The sequence below is a fragment of the Staphylococcus sp. FSL W8-0774 genome (genome assembly GCF_038006785.1).
GTDB classification, from domain to species: Bacteria; Bacillota; Bacilli; order Staphylococcales; family Staphylococcaceae; genus Staphylococcus; species Staphylococcus pasteuri.
The window spans coordinates 1000684-1021775 of sequence record NZ_JBBOVW010000001.1; the positions used below are offsets into that span (position 1 = coordinate 1000684).

The window sequence follows — 21092 nt, forward strand, 5'->3', positions numbered from 1 at the left end:
TTTGAATGTTTAATTTTCTAATAAGAATAAAATCAAGTTTGAATTTTAAATAAAAAAGGATATGTAATTTAACCTGCGGCATTTAATTGGCGCAGGTGTTTTTTATGTGCTGATTATTTGGCTTTGTTGTTTCTTGTTACCCAAGCAAATATAATAACTGTCAGAACTATGATTTTTGCAACTAATTTCATATCAATCACCTCATAAAGAAATTTTATCACAGATGATAAAAGATTAAACTTTGCCTGATTAGGATATATAAGAAATAATGTGAAATCAATAACAACAGTTATAAAATCTATGAAATATATATGTTGTTGTAATCAAATTAGAGATATAGAAATGAAAAAAGGATGATGTCATAATGCGTGTAGCTATAATTGGTATGGGCACTGCAGGTGTTAGTGTTTTACGACAACTTGTAAAACATGAACATTTTGAAAAATTAAAAGTAGATGTCTATGATGACCGTATAAATATGGGACAAGGAGTTCCATTCCAAAATGATAGTAGTGAATTATTAATCAATTTACCTTCTAAAAAGATGAGCTTGAATTTAGACGATGAAGAAGAATTTTGGAAATGGTATCAAGATCAAAATGAATTTGTATTCGATAATCCTACATATCTACCGAGATTTGTATTTGGACATTATATGAAATCATACTTGTCTCAATTTAATAATCAATATGAAAATATTACAATCATTAACAATAAAGTTCATGAAATTTTTACAAGTTCTAAAGTTGATGAAACGAATCTAAAATATTATGTTTGTACGTCAGATGATATGAAAGAATGGAGAGAATATGATTATTTATTCTTAACTTTTGGCACTTTTGCATATCATGATCCATATCGACTAAAAGGGATAGATGGGTTTAAACCGACACCTTATCCTACATATCATTCTCTCGATGATGTTAGTGAAAATGATAGTATTGCAATTATAGGAACTGGACTGGCAAGTTTAGATGTCATCAGATATGTTTCTGCTCACCATCCTAAATTGCCTATACTAATGACAAGTCGTTCAGCAAATTTACCTAGTGTAAGAGGTAAAATGGTTGATATAGAATTTACTCATTTAACTAAACAACGATTCAATGATATACAAGCTCAAAATTATGGCAATGTGCCTTTAGATACAGCAGTTGATTTATTTTTAAAAGAATGCAAAGATTATGGCATTAATTTTGAAAAACTAGTTAATAGAAGAACTGGAGACCACATTAAAGATTTACAATTTGATTTGGAACATGAAAAGGAAATTGGCATATTTCAAAGTATCGTTGAACTGTTAAAAGAGAATTTAAATTGGATTTGGAATAGTTTAAGTATTGAAGATCAACAAGAATTTAATCGTCGTTATACAAAAATAATTCAACTTAATTCCAATCCTATGCCTCCTAGAACTGCCCGTTTACTTATAGATTTATTAGAAAACGAAGCATTAATTATTCGTAAAAATTTAAAAAACATTTATCACGACGATGGATTATTCCATTTACAATATGAAGAGGAAAAAGATATTGAAGATTTTGATGTGGTTATTAACGCTACTGGTTCTAAAACTCATTTAAATGAACTGGATGAAGATGATCAATTAATACTAAATCTTGAAAATAGACAAATTGTTCAGGCACATCCAATGGGCGGTATTCAAATCATACCAGAGACAAACCAAGTGATTAGCCCTAGATTTGGTACACTAACGAATGTTATTGCTATAGGTCAAATGACTAATGGGGTTAATAAACTTAGAAACGGTGTCAAAATGATTGTGAATCAAGTAGCCAACGCTGTTGATAGATTATATGAAACACAACAAGATTTGGATAACCTTGATAAAGAGAATCATTAATCCTTAAATATCTAATAAAATTAAATACTTATCTGGTATTTGATTATAGTTAAAAATAAAATTTGATAATTAAAATTAAATCTATCTCTTTAATTAAGTACAATGTATAGTAATTGTTTTTTTGAAATAGGTGTAGTAGAATTTGAATTGTAGTCATTGAGATTACGATACTCAATTAACCTTTAACAATTTCATATTCAATTCTTTCGGGGCAGGGTGTAATTCCCAACCGGCAGTGATAAAGCCTGCGACCTGCTAACATATGTTAGTGGCTGATCTAGTGAGAATCTAGAGCCGACAGTTAAAGTCTGGATGGGAGAAAGAATGACGATTATCGACACTGACATATATTTGTATAAGTATGTGTTTAATGAAGTATGTTTATGTTAAGTATAAATATGCTTTTATAAAGATATATAAATTGCCTTATGCCTTGAAACAACAATTTTCAATGGTATAAGGTTTTTTAATTTTAGAGGTGATATATTGAGTAATTTTATGAATTATGCCATCCAACTTGCACAAATGGTTGATGGTCAAACTGGTGTAAATCCACCTGTAGGTTCTGTAGTAGTCAAAAATGGCAGAATTGTAGGTATTGGTGCACATTTGCGTAAAGGCGATAAACACGCTGAAGTTCAAGCCTTAGACATGGCGAAATCAGAAGCAAAAGGTGCAACAATATATGTATCATTAGAACCATGTACACATCATGGCTCTACTCCTCCTTGTGTAAATAAAATTATAGAAGCAGGAATTCAAAAAGTGATTTATGCTGTTAAAGATACAACATTAATATCACAAGGTGATGACATATTACAAAATGCAGGTATTGAAGTTGAATTTCAATATAACGCTGTAGCCGCACAACTATATCAAGATTTCTTTACTGCTAAACGTAATGAGATACCAGAATTAACAGTTAAAGTCTCAGCAAGCTTAGATGGGAAACAGGCTACAGATAATGGTGAAAGTAAATGGATTACTAACAAAGATGTTAAAAAGGATGTCTATCAATTACGTCATAACCACGATGCAGTATTAACAGGAAGAAAAACGATTGAAGCAGACGATCCTTTATATACTACTCGGATTGAAGATGGTAAACATCCTGTTCGTGTCATTTTAAGTAAAAGTGGTAAGTTGGATTTTCAACAACAACTTTTCAATGATGACTCATCTCCAATTTGGATTTACACAGAGAATAAAACGTTAACAACAGAAAAAAATAATATAACTATAATATATATGAATCAATGTGATATTGAGTCAATTTTGAAAGACTTATATCAAAAAGGTATCGGGAAATTGTTAGTCGAAGCAGGTCCCGAAATTACTTCAGAATTTCTCCAATCTGATCATCTAGATCACCTAGTACTTTATTTTGCCCCGAAAATAATAGGTGGTTCTGGTAAATATCAATTTTTCAAAACTGATAAAACGATAGCACTACCAGACACTACACAATTTGAAATTGTTAATTCCACGTTAATTAATCAAAATATTAAATTAATCTTGCGAAAGAAGTGATTGCAGGTGTTTACAGGCATCATTGAAGAAGTTGGTACTGTTCAACAAGTTCGTACTCAGCAATCAGTTAGAACTTTAGTTATTGCTGCAGACAAAATATTAGAAGATGTGCATGTTGGCGATTCAATTAGTGTAAACGGTGCATGTTTGACTGTTATAGATTTTGATGAACAATCGTTTTCAGTACAAGTGATTAGAGGTACAGAAAATAAAACCTATCTTGCTGACGTACAGCGTCATACCGAAGTGAACTTAGAACGTGCTATGAGTGGAAATGGACGTTTTGGTGGCCATTTTGTTTTAGGTCATGTTGATGACTTAGGCACAATAATAAAAATTAATGAATCTGCTAATTCTATGATTATTAAAATTCAAGCATCCAAGTCATTACTTAATCAAATGGTTAAGCAAGGATCTATAACTGTCGATGGAACAAGTTTAACTATTTTTGATCTCCATTCAGATGCTTTTGATATTCATCTGATTCCTGAAACAAGACGATCTACTATTTTATCGAATAAAAAGGTAGGAGATAAAGTTCATCTAGAATCAGATGTGCTCTTTAAATATGTAGAAAATATATTTAAGCAAAATAAATCTAATTTGACTGAAGAAAAACTAAAAGCATTTGGTTTTTAGGGGGAGGAAATAAAATATGGAATTCGACAAAATTGAACATGCATTAGACGCTTTAAAAAAAGGTGACAGTATAATTGTAGTTGATGACGAAGATAGGGAAAATGAAGGAGACCTTATTGCAATTACTGAATGGATGAAAGATGAAACTATTAATTTTATGGCTAAAGAAGCAAGAGGTTTAATTTGTTCACCAATTGGTTCAAGTATCAGTGATAAGTTATCTTTAAATCCAATGGAGACAAATAATTCAGATGTATTCGGGACTAATTTTACTGTAAGTGTTGATCATATTGATACAACAACAGGTATTAGTGCTCATGAAAGAACATTAACTGCGAGAGCTTTAATTAATGATGAATCTAAAGCTGAAGACTTTAATCGACCTGGCCATTTGTTCCCATTAATTGCTAAAGACAACGGCGTACTTGAAAGAAATGGCCATACAGAAGCGGCAGTAGATCTAGCAAAAATGACAGGTGCTAAACCTGCTGGTGTTATTTGTGAAATTATGAATGAAGATGGAACAATGGCAAAAGGCGAAGATCTTCAAGCTTTTAAAGAAAAACATGGTTTGGTAATGATTACTATAGAAAGTTTAATAGAGTATCGACGTATTAATGAATCACATGTGAATTTAAATGCAAAAGTTAAAATGCCGACAGACTTTGGTATTTTTGATATGTATGGTTTTACGACTGACTTTAGTGATGAAGAAATTGTTGTAGTGACTAAAGAAGAGGTTCGTCCTCATGAAAATGTTCGTATCCATTCAGCGTGTCTTACTGGAGATATTTTCCATAGTCAAAGATGTGACTGTGGAGCACAGCTTGAAGCTTCAATGGAATATATTGAACAACATGGTGGAATGATTATTTATTTACCTCAAGAAGGTCGAGGTATAGGCTTAATGAACAAATTACGAGCATATGAATTAATAGAAAAAGGCTATGATACTGTAACGGCTAATTTAGCTTTAGGATTTGATGATGATTTACGAGATTATAATATTGCTGCACAAATTCTTAAATACTTTAACGTTGAAAAAGTAAATTTGTTAAGTAATAATCCTAAGAAATTTGAAGGCTTAACAGAATACGGTATTAATATTCAAAAACGTATAGAACTTATAGTACCAGAAACTAAATATAATCATGAGTATATGACAACTAAAAAAGAAAAAATGGGACATTTAATTTAGGAGGATATTAAAATGAATTTTGAAGGTAAATTAATAGGTAAAGATTTAAAAGTAGCTATCGTAGTTAGTAGATTTAATGATTTTATCACTGGTAGATTATTAGAAGGTGCAAAAGATACATTTATTAGACATGATGTTGATGAAAGTAATATTGATGTTGCCTATGTACCAGGTGCATTTGAAATCCCTATGGTGGCAAGAAAACTAGCTCAAAAAGGTGATTATGATGCGGTTGTTACATTAGGATGTGTAATTAGAGGTGCAACATCACACTATGACTATGTTTGTAATGAAGTAGCAAAAGGCGTTTCCAAAGCAAATGAAGTAACAGATGTACCAGTCATATTTGGTATATTAACAACTGAAAGTATTGAACAAGCTGTTGAACGTGCAGGAACTAAAGCAGGTAATAAAGGTGCAGAAGCGGCAGTAAGCGCAATCGAAATGGCTAATTTAATAAAACAATTTTAATTATAAAAACTCGGTTGTTTTCAACCGAGTTTTTGTTTTCTTATTTACGAATATACTTTGAAATTAAGCCTAAAATAGAAGCGGATCCTAGTACAATTGCTGAAAATAATCCTGCTTTTTTAAGCGTTTCTGGCGTTGCGAATTCTTTTACAGCTAATGATAAGTTTTGAGGTCTTTCAGCTAATCTTCTCATAAAGTAAGCAAACCAATCATCACCATAAGGAACATAAACAGTGAAATGATAACCTTCATTTGCAATTGATTGGGCTAGGTCAGAACGGAAACCGTATAACATTTGGAATTCCATTTGATCTTTTTCAATATGATTTTCTTTCATAAATTGTTTTACATGGCTAATGATTTCATGATCATGAGTAGCAACTGACGTAAAATTTCTTGCGTTTAAAAGACGTTTTTCGATAATTTTAATATAGTTAGCATCGATGTCTTCTTTAGTTTGGTACGCAATTGTTTCATCTTCTTTATATGCGCCTTTAACTAATCTTAATCGTAAATTAGGGTATTTATCTATCAGTTTTTCGGCATCGTATAAATAACCTTGAATAACTGTTCCTACATTTTTAAATTCACTTTTTAATTTATCTAATACTTCTACAATTTGTTGAAGACTATCATATTTTTCAGTATCAATATTAATATGCATATTGTCATATTCGTTAGCTTTTAGTAAAATTTCTCTTAAATTTTGGTATGCAAGATCTAAATCGAAATTACTTCCTAGCAAACTTAATTTAACAGACATATGCGCGTCAACATTATATTGATTTATAGCTTCCATTATTTCAAGGATTTCTTCTTTAGCTTTTTGGCTTTCTTTCTCAGTCGTAACAAATTCCCCTAAATTGTCCACAGTAACTGAAATTTTATTTTCATTTAAATATTCAATTGTTTCTATCAATTGTGGAATTGTGTTCCCAGCAACAACTTTATTAGCACCCATTCTAGGACCGACTTGCTTAGCTGCGTCATTTAAATATTTGTTATTAGACAAAGCTATAAATATATTTTTAAAAACTCCCATCGTACATACCTCCATAACCCAATAACAATCTTTGTTTAAAAATAGTGTATCATGAAACATTTATTCAAGAAAGCGTTTACATAAAGAAATTAATAAAATTTATTGCAAAATTACATCAAAAGTAAATGGTTTGATACCAAATAAATAAGTTGATTATTTAAAATGGCATTCAATTGTTATGTTTTGCTATAATTATGATACTAAAGACTATTGATAAAGGAGCAATTATAGAATGTGGAAGTGGGAAACTGAAAATGACGCGAAAGGCGTTGTTGTCATTGCTCATAATATATTAGAACATACAGGTCGATATGCTTATGTCATTACGATGTTAAGAAGAAATGGTTATCATGTTATTATGGGTGATTTACCTGGACAAGGACAGACATCTCGAGCAAATAAAGGTCAAATTGAAGATTTTAATGAATATCATGAAAATGTTCTAGAGTGGATTAAGATAGCCAATGAATATAAAATTCCAACATTTGTACTTGGAGTTGGTTTAGGTGGGTTAATCTTATTAAATTTACTTGAACGTGTTGAATTACCTATTGAAGGACTAATGTTAATTTCACCACTATTAGAATTTAATCAATCAGGCAAAGGTAGAAAGAATAAATTGCTTTCTAATGTTGGTAAAGCATCTAAAGATACTCGTTTTAAAATTGGTATCACAGCGCAAGATTTAACTCGTAATGATGAGGTCATTGAAGAAACTGAAAATGATGCTTTAATGTTAAAAAAAGTGACATATCATTGGTATAACTTAGTCAGTGAAACAATGAAAGAAACAATGGAACACATTAAAGATATTAAATCACTACCGACATTAATTATGTTTGGTACAGAAGATATTATTTCTGATATTTCTGCCACAAAAGAACTAAAAGATAAGCTTGCTACTAATGAATTATATTATAAAGTATGGAATGGTCTGTATCATGAAATACATAATGAACCAGAACGTGATCAAGTCATGCGTTATGTACTTACATTTTTAAATAATAGTGTTAACACAATGGGCTTCATCGTTGAGGAAGAAGAGATAGAAGATATATAAACACCTACTTAAATAGTAGGATATTAATTCACTTTTTTATAAGGTTGATAGGTAAAAATACGTAAAATGTTTTTTAATTTGTAGTTGCAATTTTATTGTAGTATTGATATATTTTGTTTGGATAAAAAATATAATTTTAATATGTAAAGAGGCTATGTGTATTAAAGTGTTTCTAATTTTACAAAATTATATTTTTATTTATAACTATGCATATGTCTCAGCTAATCATTTCATTTATTAAGCATTCAGTTAAATTTGTACAAGCTATAAAGCATATTTTTTGATTAACCGATAGCGTCATTTCGGGGATCGGTTACTTTAGGAAATATTAATTTATACTTGTAATTTGGGAGAGTTTACTATGAATCAAAGGGAAAATGAAAGAGTTTACGGTATTTTGCAATTAGACAAACTATTATCAGATGTTAGCTCTATTTTTGAAACTATTCAACGAGAATATGATATGTCAAAAGAAGAAATTTTAATTTTATTAAACTTATGGGAAAAAGGTTCAATGACGTTAAAAGAAATGGATGAGTTTGTTGAAATTAAGCCTTATAAACGAACAAGAACTTATAACAATTTAGTGAATTCAGAATGGATTTATAAAGAGCGTCCACAAGATGATGAACGTACAGTAATTATTCATTTCAACGAGAAACTTGCTAAACAAAAAGATGGATTGCTAGATTTTATTGCTAAGACGATTACAGGCAAATCAGAACATATGCAGACAAGTTTAAATTCAATTTTATCATTTTAACATCTGAATAGTAAAAAAAGGGTCCGAAGTAACTTCGGATCCTTTTACTATATTAAACGTTAGCACGTTTTTCTAATGCACATATAAAAGGCGCATTGTTTCTTTGATTAATGAACTGATATTGTAAAACGTGCGCTTGATTTTGATCTATTTGTACTAAATAATCCATTAAGGCATCACGTTCAATCTTACCTTCATCATGTCCATGGTATATCACTAAAATAATAATACCTTCGTTACTTAAAATATCAAAAATATTATTAATAGCACTAATAGTTGTATTAGGTGTAGTGACTATCGATTTGTCACCTTTAGGTAAATAGCCAAGATTAAATATAGCTGCATCAATTTTACCAATATGTTCAGCCTTAATATATTGTTTTACATTGTTATGACTATCTTTAATTAATTTTACATTAGAAAATGTAGCTACTTTCTGCTCTGTATTTGTGATTGCTAATTGTTGAATATCAAAACCATAAACAAAGCCGTTAGGTACATTTTGTGCAAGAAATAAGGTATCATTACCGTTGCCACAAGTAGCATCTATAACCACACTTGATTCAGTGATATGGCTTTGAATTAAACTTTTAGAAAAAGGTAATATACGTTCTAATTTCATGAATTCACCTTTTGCACAAATTTTTTTCCTTGATAAGAATCACGACGTGCTAGTTCATTATCAATTTCATTTAAAACTTCCCATTTATTAACACTCCACATTGGACCTACCATTAAATCAATATGGCCATCACCAGTAATTCGATGAATAATCATTTCTGGAGGTAAAATTTCAAGTTGATCACATACGAGATTAGTATAATCATCTTGTGACATAAACTCTAACATACCTTTTTCATATTGTTTCACCATTGGTGTACCTTTTAATAGGTGAAGTAAATGAATTTTGATACCTTGAACATCCATTTGTGCAACTTCTCGAGCAGTTTCCATCATCATTTCATAATCTTCTCCTGGTAAACCATTAATGATATGTGTACAAACATTAATATTGTGTTTACGTAGCTTAGCTACACCTTCATAATACGTTTGCATATCATGTGCACGATTTATTAAATCAGAAGTGGATTGATAAACAGTTTGTAATCCAAGCTCTACCCATAAATAAGTTCTCTCGTTTAATTCAGCTAAATATTCTACAACATCATCTGGTAAACAATCTGGACGTGTTGCAATTGATAAACCAACAACACCTTCTTCTTTTAATACTGGCTCATACTTTTCTTTTAATACTTCTACAGGTGCATGTGTATTTGTAAATGCTTGGAAATAGGCGATATATTGACCTTCGCTCCATTTTTCATGCATACGTTCTTTAATTTGTTGGAATTGAACTTCAATTGGGTCAGCACGATTTCCTGCAAAGTCGCCACTACCTGCAGCAGAACAGAATGTGCAACCACCATGTGCTACAGTGCCATCTCTATTGGGACAGTCAAATCCACCGTCTAAAGCTACTTTGAAAATTTTGCGACCAAATTTATTTTTCAAATGATAGTTCCAAGTATGATATCTTTTATCTTCAAAAGCATACGGGAAGTAATTACCCATAAGACATTTTCCTTTCTATTTTGTATCTAAGTAAAGATTTTAACATACTTTAATGTTATAGTGTCTATTATAGATTGAGAAAAATATAAAGAGGGGACTCAATAAATGAATATACCAAAATCAGTATGGTGGCTTGTAATTGGTATGGCTCTAAATATTACGGGCGCCAGCTTTTTGTGGCCATTAAATACGATTTACATGAAAGAAGAACTTAATAAAAGTTTAACAATTGCTGGTGTAGTTTTATTAATTAATTCTTTAGGTATGGTTGTAGGCAACCTACTTGGCGGTGTATTATTTGATAAACTTGGTGGTTATAAAACAATACTTATTGGTACATTTACATGTTTATTTAGTACGACGTTATTAAATTTATTCCATGGATGGCCTTGGTACGCTGTATGGCTTGTGTTGCTTGGGTTCGGTGGCGGTATGATTATACCCGCTATATATGCCATGGCCGGCGCTGTTTGGCCTAATGGTGGTAGACAAACCTTTAACGCAATATATTTAGCTCAAAATATCGGCGTAGCATTAGGTGCAGCGTTAGGTGGATTTGTTGCTGAATTTAGTTTTAATTATATTTTTATGGCAAATTTAATTATGTATGTTCTATTTGCATTAGTTGCAATCACACAATTTAATTTAGAAATAAATGCTAAACTTAAGCGACAAGATAATATTGATTTGAAAAATCAAGAGAACGTTAGCCGATTTGTTTCATTAATTTTAGTTTGTGTTGTCTTTGCTATTTGTTGGATTGGTTATATTCAATGGGAAACAACTATAGCGTCATTCACACAATCTATCCATATTTCTATGTCGCAATATAGTGTGTTATGGACAATAAACGGTATTATGATTTTAGTTGCACAACCATTAATTAGACCAGTAATCGTTCTTTTAAAAGGTAATTTAAAAAAGCAAATGTTTGTTGGTATTATTATTTTTATGTGTTCATTTTTAGTTACTAGTTTTGCGCATCAATTTTCTATATTTGTTATAGGTATGGTTATTTTAACGTTTGGTGAAATGTTTGTATGGCCGGCTGTTCCAACGATAGCTAATCAATTAGCTCCAGAAGGCAAAGTGGGACAATATCAAGGTATAGTCAATTCAGCTTCTACAGTTGGTAAAGCACTTGGACCATTATTTGGTGGGGTGTTAGTAGATATGTTTAATATGAGAATAATGTTTTTAACAATCATTTTATTACTTGGTATTTCAATTATTATTTTAAGTTTATTTACTAAAAGTAAAGCAGCTAAAAAATATCTGGATTATTAATATATCTACATTAATTAAAAATTAGTAGTAACCTCTTGCAATCGAACGCATAATCACATACTATTAATTTGTAATAACATGTTATTAGACGCTTTTCTACAGAGAACTAGTGTGGTGAGAACTAGTGTTAAGGACTAAAATAACATTATAAAATATAACGAATTTAATTATGACATCTCTTACTATTGAATGAAGTGCGCTGAAAATGCGAAAAAGGGTGGTAACGCGGCTTAGGTCGTCCCTTTATCATTAGTGAGAGGTGTCTTTTTATTGAATAGGAGGAAACGTATTGAATTACAATCACAACGAAATTGAGAAGAAATGGCAACAATATTGGGAAGAGAATAAAACGTTTAAAACACAGGATAATTTAGGTCAAAAGAAATTTTATGCATTAGATATGTTTCCTTATCCATCAGGTGCAGGTCTACATGTAGGTCATCCTGAAGGTTATACTGCAACTGATATTATTTCACGCTATAAACGAATGCAAGGATATAATGTGCTTCATCCGATGGGATGGGATGCATTCGGATTACCTGCTGAACAATATGCATTAGACACAGGTAATGATCCTCGCGAATTCACTCAACAAAACATTCAAACATTTAAACGTCAAATACAAGAATTAGGCTTTAGTTATGATTGGGATAGAGAAGTTAATACAACTGACCCAGAATATTATAAATGGACACAATGGATATTTATACAATTGTATAACAAAGGTTTAGCTTACGTTGATGAAGTAGCTGTAAACTGGTGCCCAGCTTTAGGTACTGTTTTATCAAATGAAGAAGTTGTGGATGGTGTATCTGAACGAGGAGGTCATCCAGTTTATAGAAAGCCTATGAAACAATGGGTACTAAAAATTACAGAATATGCGGATCGTTTATTAGAAGATTTAGAGGATTTAGATTGGCCTGAATCAATTAAAGATATGCAACGTAACTGGATTGGACGTTCAGAAGGCGCTAAAGTTTCATTTGATGTTAAAGGTATTAATGAAAAAATTGAAGTTTTTACAACTAGACCAGATACAATTTACGGAACTTCATTTTTAGCATTAAGTCCAGAGCATGAACTAGTTAATAAAATTACTAGTGATGATAAAGAAGAAGAAATCAAAGCTTATCAAAAAGAAGCTTCAAAAAAATCTGATTTAGAACGTACAGATTTAGCTAAAGGAAAGACAGGTGTGTTTACAGGCGCTTATGCAATCAATCCTATTTCTGGTGATCAACTACCAATTTGGATTGCAGATTATGTTCTATCTACGTATGGCACAGGTGCAGTTATGGCAGTACCAGGTCATGACGAACGTGATTATGAATTTGCTGAGAAATTCGAATTACCTATCATTGAAGTGATTGAAGGTGGAGATGTTCAAACTGAAGCATACACTGGCAATGGTCCACATGTTAACTCCGGTGAACTTAATGGATTATATAATGAAGAAGCAATTTCTAAAGCTATTGAATTATTAGAAAATCATCATGCAGGAGAAAAGAAAGTTAATTATAAATTACGTGATTGGTTATTTAGTAGACAACGTTATTGGGGTGAACCAATACCAATTATCCATTGGGAAGACGGTTCTATGTCTACAGTACCTGAAGAAGAACTGCCATTATTACTTCCAGAAACTGACGAAATCAAACCATCAGGTACTGGTGAATCTCCATTAGCTAATATAGATGAGTTTGTAAATGTTGTTGATGAACAGACTGGAATGAAAGGTCGTCGTGAAACGAATACTATGCCTCAGTGGGCAGGTAGTTGTTGGTATTATTTAAGATATATTGATCCTAAAAACGATAAAATGATTGCTGATCCTGAAAAATTAAAACACTGGTTACCAGTAGATTTATATATTGGTGGCGTAGAACATGCAGTATTGCATTTATTATATGCAAGATTCTGGCATAAAGTACTTTACGATTTAGGTGTTGTCCCTACAAAAGAACCATTCCAAAAATTATATAACCAAGGAATGATTTTAGGTGAAGGTAATGAAAAAATGAGTAAATCTAAAGGAAATGTTATTAACCCTGATGATATAGTGAATTCTCATGGTGCTGATACATTACGTTTATATGAAATGTTTATGGGACCATTAGATGCAGCTATAGCATGGAGTGATAAGGGACTAGATGGTTCACGTCGCTTTCTAGATAGAGTATGGCGTTTAATTGTTAAAGAAGACGGCACTTTATCTGACAAAATTGTTGACACTAATAATAAATCTTTAGATAAATCATATAACCAAACTGTTAAAAAAGTAACAGAAGATTTTGATAGCCTAGGTTTCAACACTGCTATTAGTCAATTAATGGTATTTATCAATGATTGTTACAAAGCAGAAGAAATTTACAAACCTTATATTGAAGGATTTGTAACTATGTTAGCACCAATAGCCCCTCATATCGGAGAAGAGCTATGGTCAAGATTAGGTCATACTGATACTATTACTTATCAACCTTGGCCAACTTATAATGAATCGCTACTAGTCGATGATGAAGTAGAAATCGTGGTCCAAGTTAATGGAAAATTAAGAGCAAAAATTGAAATTCCTAAAGACTTATCTAAAGAAGAAATGCAAGATTTAGCATTAGCAAATGATAATGTTAAAATGAGTATTGAAGGTAAAGAAATTAAAAAAATAATTGCTGTACCACAAAAATTAGTCAACATTGTTGCTAAATAGAATATTTTAAAAGGAGTTTTAATAATGGAATCAATTACAATTGATGAGTTGAAAGAAAAAATATTGGATTCAAATCCAATTAATATTGTAGATGTACGTAATGATAATGAAACTGCAATGGGGATTATTCCTGCTGCAAAGACTATTCCTATGAATGAAATTCCTGATAACTTAAAAGAATTCGATTCAAATCAAACTTATTATATAATTTGTGCAGCTGGCGCACGCAGTGCTAGAGTTGTTGAATATTTAGAAAATAATGATATTCATGCTGTTAATGTAGAAGGTGGCATGAATGAATGGGGAACAGAAGGATTAGAAATTAAAAACATTTAATATTGGAAAGTGATTTTTAAGAGTTAGATTTTGAATGCCTTTTATATTAAGGTATTCAAATCTAACTCTTTTTTTATGAAATCTTATTTGATAACGTTGAAATATTTACATGACAAATATGTTAAAAATAAATTAAAACGTGTACTATAATATTTAATTTATGTATACTAGAATTTTAATAAAATTGATGATAAAATCAAAGTGAATATCAATTCATTATATTGGTTAAAATAGCAAATTGATTCATTTAATACATATGCATCATAAACGCTCATTAATTATAAACAACAAAGACGATACAACTAGGAGGAACAATTAATGAATTTATTTAGGAAACAGAAATTCAGTATTAGAAAGTTTAACATAGGTATTTTTTCAACAATTATTGGTACTACACTTTTTTTAAGTCAAACTCATCAAGCATTAGCAGAAGAGAATAAATTAAATACCAATAGTGATACGCCTAATACTGCACTTACAGGTGAAACAAATACTAATGAATTAACAACTGCTAATCAAAATAATGTGACAAATAATAATGTCGCTAATACATCAGATGGTACGATAGACAATCAAGTTAATGATAATCAACGTAATGCAAATGACTTACTAGGAAATGAATCTATCTCTGAAACAAATCCTGATTTAAGTAAAGAACAGTCGACTGAATCATCAACAAATAATAATTTTGACCCTAGCACAAACAATTCAACAAAACTTCAACTCGATAGCATAAATAATGATATTGTATTACCTGAAAATTTAGTGAATGGAGAAACTCAACAAAATCAACCTAAATTAGTAACAGAATCAAGGCCTAAAGCAGATAGACCTAAGAAAAGAAGTCGACGTGCAGTTGTTGATAATAATGCAGGTGGTACAGTTAATTCAACCACTGTGATTGATCCAAAAATAAATAATACTGGTCCTAACGCAATCAACGAGGTATTAACTTTTGATGATATTGTGGTCACTCCAAGTAAAAGTAGAAACAACCCTACAGTTACTATTGTTGAACAATTACCCGGATTTAATCTTATAAACGGAGGTAAAGTTGGTGTTATAAGTCATACTTTGGTTAGGTCTGGTATGTTTAATTCAAGTGACGAAAAAAATTACCAAGCTCAAAACAATGTCATTGTTTTAGGTAGAGCCAATGGTGCTGATCCTAATGATCATGGAGATTTTAATGGAATTGAGAAGACTTTAACAGTCAATCCAAATTCTGAATTAGTCTTTGATTTTTCTACAATGTTAACTAAAAATAGGCAAGGTGCTGTAAATATTGTTATTAGAAATGCTGATGACGATAATATAATTGGAGAAAAAACAGTATCAACAAGAGCTCAATCGAGATTATTTAAAGTACCTGATAATGTTACACATTTAAAAATTCAATTTATACCTAATAACGATGCTATCACTGATATTGCAGGTGTTTATCAACTCAAAGATGGCTATAAATATTATGATTTTATAGATAATGTAGGTCTATTTTCTGGTTCGCATATATATGTTGAAAATAGAAATATAGAAACAAAGGCAGTAAATAATAGAGAATTCAATGTTTCAACTTCATTGAAAAACGATGGTGATTTTGCAGCCTCAATGAATACGAACGAATTTGTTTATACTATTCATTTACCAGAAGGTATAGAATATGTCGACCAATCACTTACTACAGAATTGCCATTTGGTAATGGTTCAGGAAATATGTTAAATCCGATGATTACTACATATGACCCAACAACTCGTACAATCACTATAAAAAGTAATGGAGATGAAACAAATTCAAATAACGCATCATTAATGCCTAATAAAAATTTGAACATTAACTATAAATTACGTGTTAATAATGTTCCAACACCAAGACAAGTTACTTTCCAAGATAATTTAGTATATAAAACTTTTGCTGAAGAATATTTCGATACGCCTCCAACACCGAGTGATGTCAATTTAGAACCTTATAATATAGATATTGTTATGAATAAAGATGAATTACAACGAGCTGTAGATACTAAAGTCATAGCTTCGAATTATACCATTGCTTCTGTAGATGAATATAATACGTTAAAAGCAAGAGCTCAAACCATCTTAGATGAATCTAGAAATAATGTTCCAATCAATCAGAGAATCTCTCAAGCAGACATTGATCAATTAACTTATCAATTGCAACATACTTTAATTAATAGAGTAGAAGCGGCTCGAGCAGTTAATAACAAAGCCGATGATATGACAGATACTGTTAATCAGGATAATGAACTAACAGATGAAGAAAAAGAAGCGGCAATTAATAAAATTGAACAAGATAGAGATAATGCTATCAATAATATTGATGATCAAACAACTGATGATGGTGTGACAAATGAAAAAAATGCAGGTTTAAATATATTAAATGGAGATACAGGAACACCTATAGCAAAACCTAATGCAAGACAGGCTGTAAACGATAAAGCTACTGAACAAAGAGCATTGATTAATCAAGATATAGTTGCTACAACTGAAGAAAAAGAAGCGGCCTTAGAAGAATTAGATAATGATGTAGCTACTGCTTTAGCTAATATTGATAATGCTCAAAACAACGCACAGGTAGAAGCAGCTAAAAATAATGCAATTAATAAGATTAATACAGATAGACCAGCTGATATTTATAAAGCCAACGCAAAAGCTGAAATTAACCAAGCAACAATAGCGAAACGTCAAGAAATTAATCAAAATAATGAAGCTACTTTAGAAGAAAAAGAGGCTGCACTTAATGAACTTAATCAAACAACTAATCAAGCTATAGGTGAAATTGATAATAGTGTATCAAATAGCGACGTAGATCAAGCTAAAGATAATGGTGTAAATGCAATTAATATCATTAATCCAGTTACCATAGTTAAACAAAATGCTCGTGATGCAGTTGCTAATGTAGCACAACAAAAGAAGGATGAAATTAATGCCAATACAGATGCAACGTTAGAAGAAAGACAAGCTGCAATTCAAGCAGTTGACCAAGCTTTAACAGAAGCTAATACAAATATTACGAATGCAAATACAAATGATGAAGTTGACCAAGCTAAAAATAATTCTATAAATACAATTCAAAGCATTCAACCAGAAACACAAGTAAAAACAAATGCTAAAAATTTATTGAATTTAAAAGCACAAGAACAACTTAATATAATTGCAAATAATAACGATGCAACTATAGAAGAACAACAAGCAGCACAACAAATACTTGATACAGAACTTAATCAAGGTATTCAAAATATAGAAAACGCGGATACTAATCAAGAAGTTGAAAATGCAAAAGATACGTCTATACAAAATATTCAAAGTATTCAACCAGCCACAAAGGTAAAATCAGATGCTAGAACGGCAGTTAATGAAAAAGCAACAGAAGTAATTAATAATATTAACGCCACACCAGGTGCTACTAAGGAAGAAAGAGATGAAGCTATTGCACAAGTAAACACACTATTAAATAGAGTAATAAATGATATTAATACATCAAGTACTACACCTATGGTTGAAGCTTTAAGAGATGCAGCAATTAATGATTTAGGAAATATTCAACCACATGTTACTAAAAAGCAAGAAGCAATAGCGATATTAAACCAATTAGCTACTGATAAAAAACAAGACATAAATCAAAATATTAATGCAACTACTGAAGAAAAAGTAGCCGCAATTAATGAAGTAGATACACAACTAGCAGATGCACTTAATCATATTGATCAAGCAGACACTAACGCTCAAGTAGATGAAGCACAACAAAATGGAACGGCAGCGATTAACAATATACAAGAACAAATCGTTAAAAAACCTGATGCTCGTAATGAAATTAATCAACATTATAATGATAAATTATCTCAAATTAATCAAACACCCGATGCAACGACTGACGAGAAAGCAGCTGCAATTCAATTACTAGACGAGCAAAAGAAACAGGCTCTAGAAGCTATAAACCAAGCACAAACTAACAACGATGTAGATCAAGCCAAAGAACAAGCTATTCAAAACATAGATGCTGTTCAAGTTGATGTAGTGGTGAAACCAGATGCGAGACATTCGTTAGAGTCTGCAAAAAATGCACAACAACAAGTGATTAATGCAACACCTGATGCAACTGTTGAAGAAATTAATACAGCATTACAAAAATTAAATCAAATATTCAATCAAGCAAATAATGCTATTAATCATGCGCAAACAAATCAACAAGTAACAGATGCTATTCAGCAATCAATTGAAATGATTCATAATACATTACCTGAGACAACAGTGAAAACTAATGCAAGAAATAATATAGAAAATCAATCTAATAAACAAACTCAGCTCATTCAAAATAGTGATGAATCCACGGTTGAAGAGAAAAATGAGGCACAAGAATTGGTGAATCAAGCCAAAGAACAATCAATTAAAAATATAGATCAAGCTCATACAAATCAAGAGGTGGAAACGGCATATAATAATGGCATACAAAGTATACAACAAATATCGCCATCTACTGCTATTAAGACTAATGCAAGACAAACTATATCTAAAGCCATTCAAGATAAAGAGAAACCAGTACTTGAAAATCAAGAAGCTACACAAGAAGAAAAAAATCAATTTATGACTAAAATGAATACGTTATTAAATGATTTGAATCAACAAATTACAAAAGACACTACAAATCAAGAAGTAGCAAATACTAAAGATAATGGATTAGTAAGTATTGAGCAGTCTGTTTTTCAACCAACTGTAAAACAAGATGCAAGAATTAAAATACAAGAATTTGCTGAAAAGCAAACGGAATTAATTAATCATAGTGAAGATGCTACAAATGAAGAAAAAAATAATGCTTTAGAAAAACTTAAAGCTACTGTTGAAAATATTATTAACCAAATCAATACTGCGACAATGAATAGTCAAGTTAATCTGGCACAAAATAATGGAGAATCTGCAATTTCTATTATTTTGCCTAAAATTGTAGTTAAAGAAGAAGCAAGAACTCAAATTAACCAAGCCATCAATAATCAAGATGAAGTTATTAGTAAAGTTCAAGATGCAACGCAAGAAGAAAAAGATGAAGCTAATGATGAAGTTAATCGTTTGGCAAATCAGGCAATCAATGACATCAACAATCTAAGAAATAATAATCAAGTAGAAGTAGCAAAAGATGAAGCTATCAATAAGATCCAACAAATATTGCCATCTACTGCAGTTAAAACTAATGCAAGACAATTATTAAATGAAACTAGTCAAAATAAGATTAAAAATATAAAAGAGACGTTAAACGCCACTACCAATGAAATTGAAGCAGCAATTTCAGAAATCGAGAAAATTTTAGAACAAGCATTAAGTCAAATTAACCAAGATATAACGACACAACAAGTAAATAAAACAAAAGAACAAGGGGTTCAAGCTATTAATGATGTTCAAGTTAAAGTGGTTAAAAAACCAGAAGCAAATGAACTTCTTTCACAAGTTGCGAATAATCAAGAACAATTAATTAACCAAATAAATGAAGCGACAAAAGAAGAGAAAGAATTGGCTATTACTAAAGTGCTAAAAGAATTAGAAAAGGCTAAAGAACTTATTAATAATGCATTGTCAAACAGTGAAGTGGATCAAGTTTATATAGATGCAGCTAAGATCATTGAATCAATTAAACCTAATATAGAAGTTAAACCTCAAGCAAATAAAGATATCAATCAAGTAGCTGATGAAGTTAAAAATCAAATTAAACTTTTAAGAAATGTTGATTCCAATGCTGTAAATAATGCTATGAGAAAAATCGCGTCAATATTAGAAGAAGCAGATATAAGAATCAAACAAGCAAAAACAAATGATGAAGTTAGCCAAATTGTTATTGAAACGATAGAAAAATTAAAAGGAATTAAAATATCGCCACTTAAATCTAATATCAAAATAGATACGGTTAGATCAATGACTAATTGTAAGAATTATATAGAAAAACAGATTTCATCATCTGGTTCTAAATTAAATAGTGAATTACCAGATACTGGCTTAAGTCAAAATCATTTACCTTTAGCTGGATTCACATTTACTTTTGGAATTTGGTTATATTTAAGAAGTTTAAAACTAAGAGATTATAAAAAATAAAAAGTTTGATACTTCATCAATTAATTTTGATAAAGATAGATAAAACATACCTAATTCTTCATGCTATAAATATTTAATTCTTATTAAATAAGTATATTTTTATACTAGATTTATAATTAGGTTGATGATAAAATAATTATTAAATTTAATAGGTTGTGCATATTACAAAGTTGTGCAACCTATTTGAAATCTAAATATAATTCTAATGTTTTACATCATGAAATTACACCTAGGAGGACAATCATTATGAATTTATTTAAACAACAAAAGTTTAGTATTCGAAAATTTAATGTTGGTATTTTCTCAGCATTAATTGCTACAGTAGCATTTTTAGGCGTAAATACTAATAGTGCTGAAGCATCAGAAGTAGAGAATGGGGTTGCTAATAACCAAGTCGATAACGCTGTCGTTAATCAAGAGCAAACTAATAATGTAGACAGCCAATTCAGTGACACAAATCAAGTAGTTGACCCTAACGTTAATCAAGCTACTACTGAGAATAATAACCAAGACGCAACAACTGAAAATATTAA

The 21092-nt window shown here is 30.7% G+C and carries 14 protein-coding genes, 1 pseudogene and 1 riboswitch; of the genes and pseudogenes, 12 read left to right on the forward strand and 3 right to left on the reverse strand.

The window, feature by feature from the left end; genetic code table 11:
• Window positions 1-364 precede the first annotated feature (364 nt).
• From NSQ15_RS05025 to ribH, 5 genes are all read left to right on the forward strand, one after another.
• Window positions 365-1864 carry an FAD/NAD(P)-binding protein gene (locus NSQ15_RS05025; RefSeq protein ID WP_029055631.1) on the forward strand — a complete coding sequence of 500 codons (1500 nt, stop codon included), beginning with the start codon at window positions 365-367 and terminating at the stop codon, window positions 1862-1864.
• Window positions 1865-2062: 198 nt separating this feature from the next.
• A riboswitch (FMN riboswitch) is annotated at window positions 2063-2192 on the forward strand.
• A gap of 158 nt (window positions 2193-2350) precedes the next feature.
• On the forward strand, window positions 2351-3394 hold the full coding sequence (ribD, locus tag NSQ15_RS05030) for a bifunctional diaminohydroxyphosphoribosylaminopyrimidine deaminase/5-amino-6-(5-phosphoribosylamino)uracil reductase RibD (protein ID WP_017638290.1): 1044 nt from the start codon (window positions 2351-2353) through the stop codon (window positions 3392-3394).
• Between the two features lie 6 nt (window positions 3395-3400).
• Window positions 3401-4033, forward strand: a complete 633-nt coding sequence (ribE, locus tag NSQ15_RS05035) for a riboflavin synthase (protein ID WP_070454018.1) — start codon at window positions 3401-3403, stop codon at window positions 4031-4033.
• A gap of 16 nt (window positions 4034-4049) precedes the next feature.
• A complete protein-coding gene (gene ribB, locus NSQ15_RS05040) occupies window positions 4050-5231 on the forward strand; it encodes a 3,4-dihydroxy-2-butanone-4-phosphate synthase (protein WP_340746974.1) in 1182 nt (393 codons plus the stop codon).
• 12 nt (window positions 5232-5243) lie between these two features.
• Window positions 5244-5702 (forward strand): 6,7-dimethyl-8-ribityllumazine synthase, encoded by a 459-nt coding sequence (gene ribH / locus NSQ15_RS05045; RefSeq protein ID WP_070454014.1) that lies wholly within the window; start codon window positions 5244-5246, stop codon window positions 5700-5702.
• A gap of 40 nt (window positions 5703-5742) precedes the next feature.
• Here ribH and NSQ15_RS05050 read toward each other — a convergent pair whose 3' ends face one another.
• Window positions 5743-6744, reverse strand: coding sequence for a proline dehydrogenase family protein (locus tag NSQ15_RS05050; protein ID WP_070454013.1), 1002 nt, complete (start codon window positions 6742-6744; stop codon window positions 5743-5745).
• Window positions 6745-6976: 232 nt separating this feature from the next.
• On the opposite strand from NSQ15_RS05050, the gene NSQ15_RS05055 reads away from it, so the two are divergent.
• Entirely contained in the window at window positions 6977-7804 is an 828-nt protein-coding gene (locus NSQ15_RS05055; RefSeq protein ID WP_017638285.1) for an alpha/beta fold hydrolase, read from the forward strand.
• 361 nt (window positions 7805-8165) lie between these two features.
• Complete coding sequence (locus tag NSQ15_RS05060; RefSeq protein ID WP_217193962.1) at window positions 8166-8567, forward strand: transcriptional regulator, SarA/Rot family; 402 nt, start codon at window positions 8166-8168, stop codon at window positions 8565-8567.
• Window positions 8568-8619: 52 nt separating this feature from the next.
• On the opposite strand, the gene NSQ15_RS05065 is transcribed toward NSQ15_RS05060, so the two are convergent.
• Window positions 8620-9189 (reverse strand): tRNA (mnm(5)s(2)U34)-methyltransferase, encoded by a 570-nt coding sequence (locus tag NSQ15_RS05065; protein WP_070454011.1) that lies wholly within the window; start codon window positions 9187-9189, stop codon window positions 8620-8622.
• Window positions 9186-10139, reverse strand: coding sequence for a TIGR01212 family radical SAM protein (locus NSQ15_RS05070; protein ID WP_340746975.1), 954 nt, complete (start codon window positions 10137-10139; stop codon window positions 9186-9188). Before NSQ15_RS05070 ends, NSQ15_RS05065 begins: the two co-directional genes overlap by 4 nt.
• A 105-nt stretch (window positions 10140-10244) precedes the next feature.
• On the opposite strand from NSQ15_RS05070, the gene NSQ15_RS05075 reads away from it, so the two are divergent.
• The 5 genes and pseudogenes from NSQ15_RS05075 to NSQ15_RS12495 form a co-directional block, all read left to right on the forward strand.
• A complete protein-coding gene (locus tag NSQ15_RS05075; RefSeq protein WP_017638281.1) occupies window positions 10245-11426 on the forward strand; it encodes an MDR family MFS transporter in 1182 nt (393 codons plus the stop codon).
• Window positions 11427-11715: 289 nt separating this feature from the next.
• Complete coding sequence (leuS, locus tag NSQ15_RS05080) at window positions 11716-14130, forward strand: leucine--tRNA ligase (protein WP_340746976.1); 2415 nt, start codon at window positions 11716-11718, stop codon at window positions 14128-14130.
• A gap of 24 nt (window positions 14131-14154) precedes the next feature.
• A complete protein-coding gene (locus NSQ15_RS05085; protein ID WP_217193960.1) occupies window positions 14155-14466 on the forward strand; it encodes a rhodanese-like domain-containing protein in 312 nt (103 codons plus the stop codon).
• 318 nt (window positions 14467-14784) lie between these two features.
• Window positions 14785-20559: a SasC/FmtB family protein gene (locus NSQ15_RS05090; RefSeq protein WP_340746977.1), complete on the forward strand. Its 5775-nt coding sequence runs from the start codon at window positions 14785-14787 to the stop codon at window positions 20557-20559.
• 246 nt (window positions 20560-20805) lie between these two features.
• Window positions 20806-20893: pseudogene (locus NSQ15_RS12495) on the forward strand (YSIRK-type signal peptide-containing protein); the annotation flags it as partial.
• Window positions 20894-21092 lie beyond the last annotated feature (199 nt).

Bases quoted from the DNA above. Each gene is read 5' to 3' on its own strand.
- NSQ15_RS05070 (WP_340746975.1), bottom strand. From the start codon at position 10,139: ATGGGTAATTACTTCCCGTATGCTTTTGAAGATAAAAGATATCATACT.
- ribH (WP_070454014.1), top strand. From the start codon at position 5,244: ATGAATTTTGAAGGTAAATTAATAGGTAAAGATTTAAAAGTAGCTATC.
- ribB (WP_340746974.1), top strand. From the start codon at position 4,050: ATGGAATTCGACAAAATTGAACATGCATTAGACGCTTTAAAAAAAGGT.
- NSQ15_RS05075 (WP_017638281.1), top strand. From the start codon at position 10,245: ATGAATATACCAAAATCAGTATGGTGGCTTGTAATTGGTATGGCTCTA.
- NSQ15_RS05055 (WP_017638285.1), top strand. From the start codon at position 6,977: ATGTGGAAGTGGGAAACTGAAAATGACGCGAAAGGCGTTGTTGTCATT.
- NSQ15_RS05065 (WP_070454011.1), bottom strand. From the start codon at position 9,189: ATGAAATTAGAACGTATATTACCTTTTTCTAAAAGTTTAATTCAAAGC.
- NSQ15_RS05050 (WP_070454013.1), bottom strand. From the start codon at position 6,744: ATGGGAGTTTTTAAAAATATATTTATAGCTTTGTCTAATAACAAATAT.
- NSQ15_RS05090 (WP_340746977.1), top strand. From the start codon at position 14,785: ATGAATTTATTTAGGAAACAGAAATTCAGTATTAGAAAGTTTAACATA.
- NSQ15_RS05085 (WP_217193960.1), top strand. From the start codon at position 14,155: ATGGAATCAATTACAATTGATGAGTTGAAAGAAAAAATATTGGATTCA.
- NSQ15_RS05025 (WP_029055631.1), top strand. From the start codon at position 365: ATGCGTGTAGCTATAATTGGTATGGGCACTGCAGGTGTTAGTGTTTTA.
- NSQ15_RS05060 (WP_217193962.1), top strand. From the start codon at position 8,166: ATGAATCAAAGGGAAAATGAAAGAGTTTACGGTATTTTGCAATTAGAC.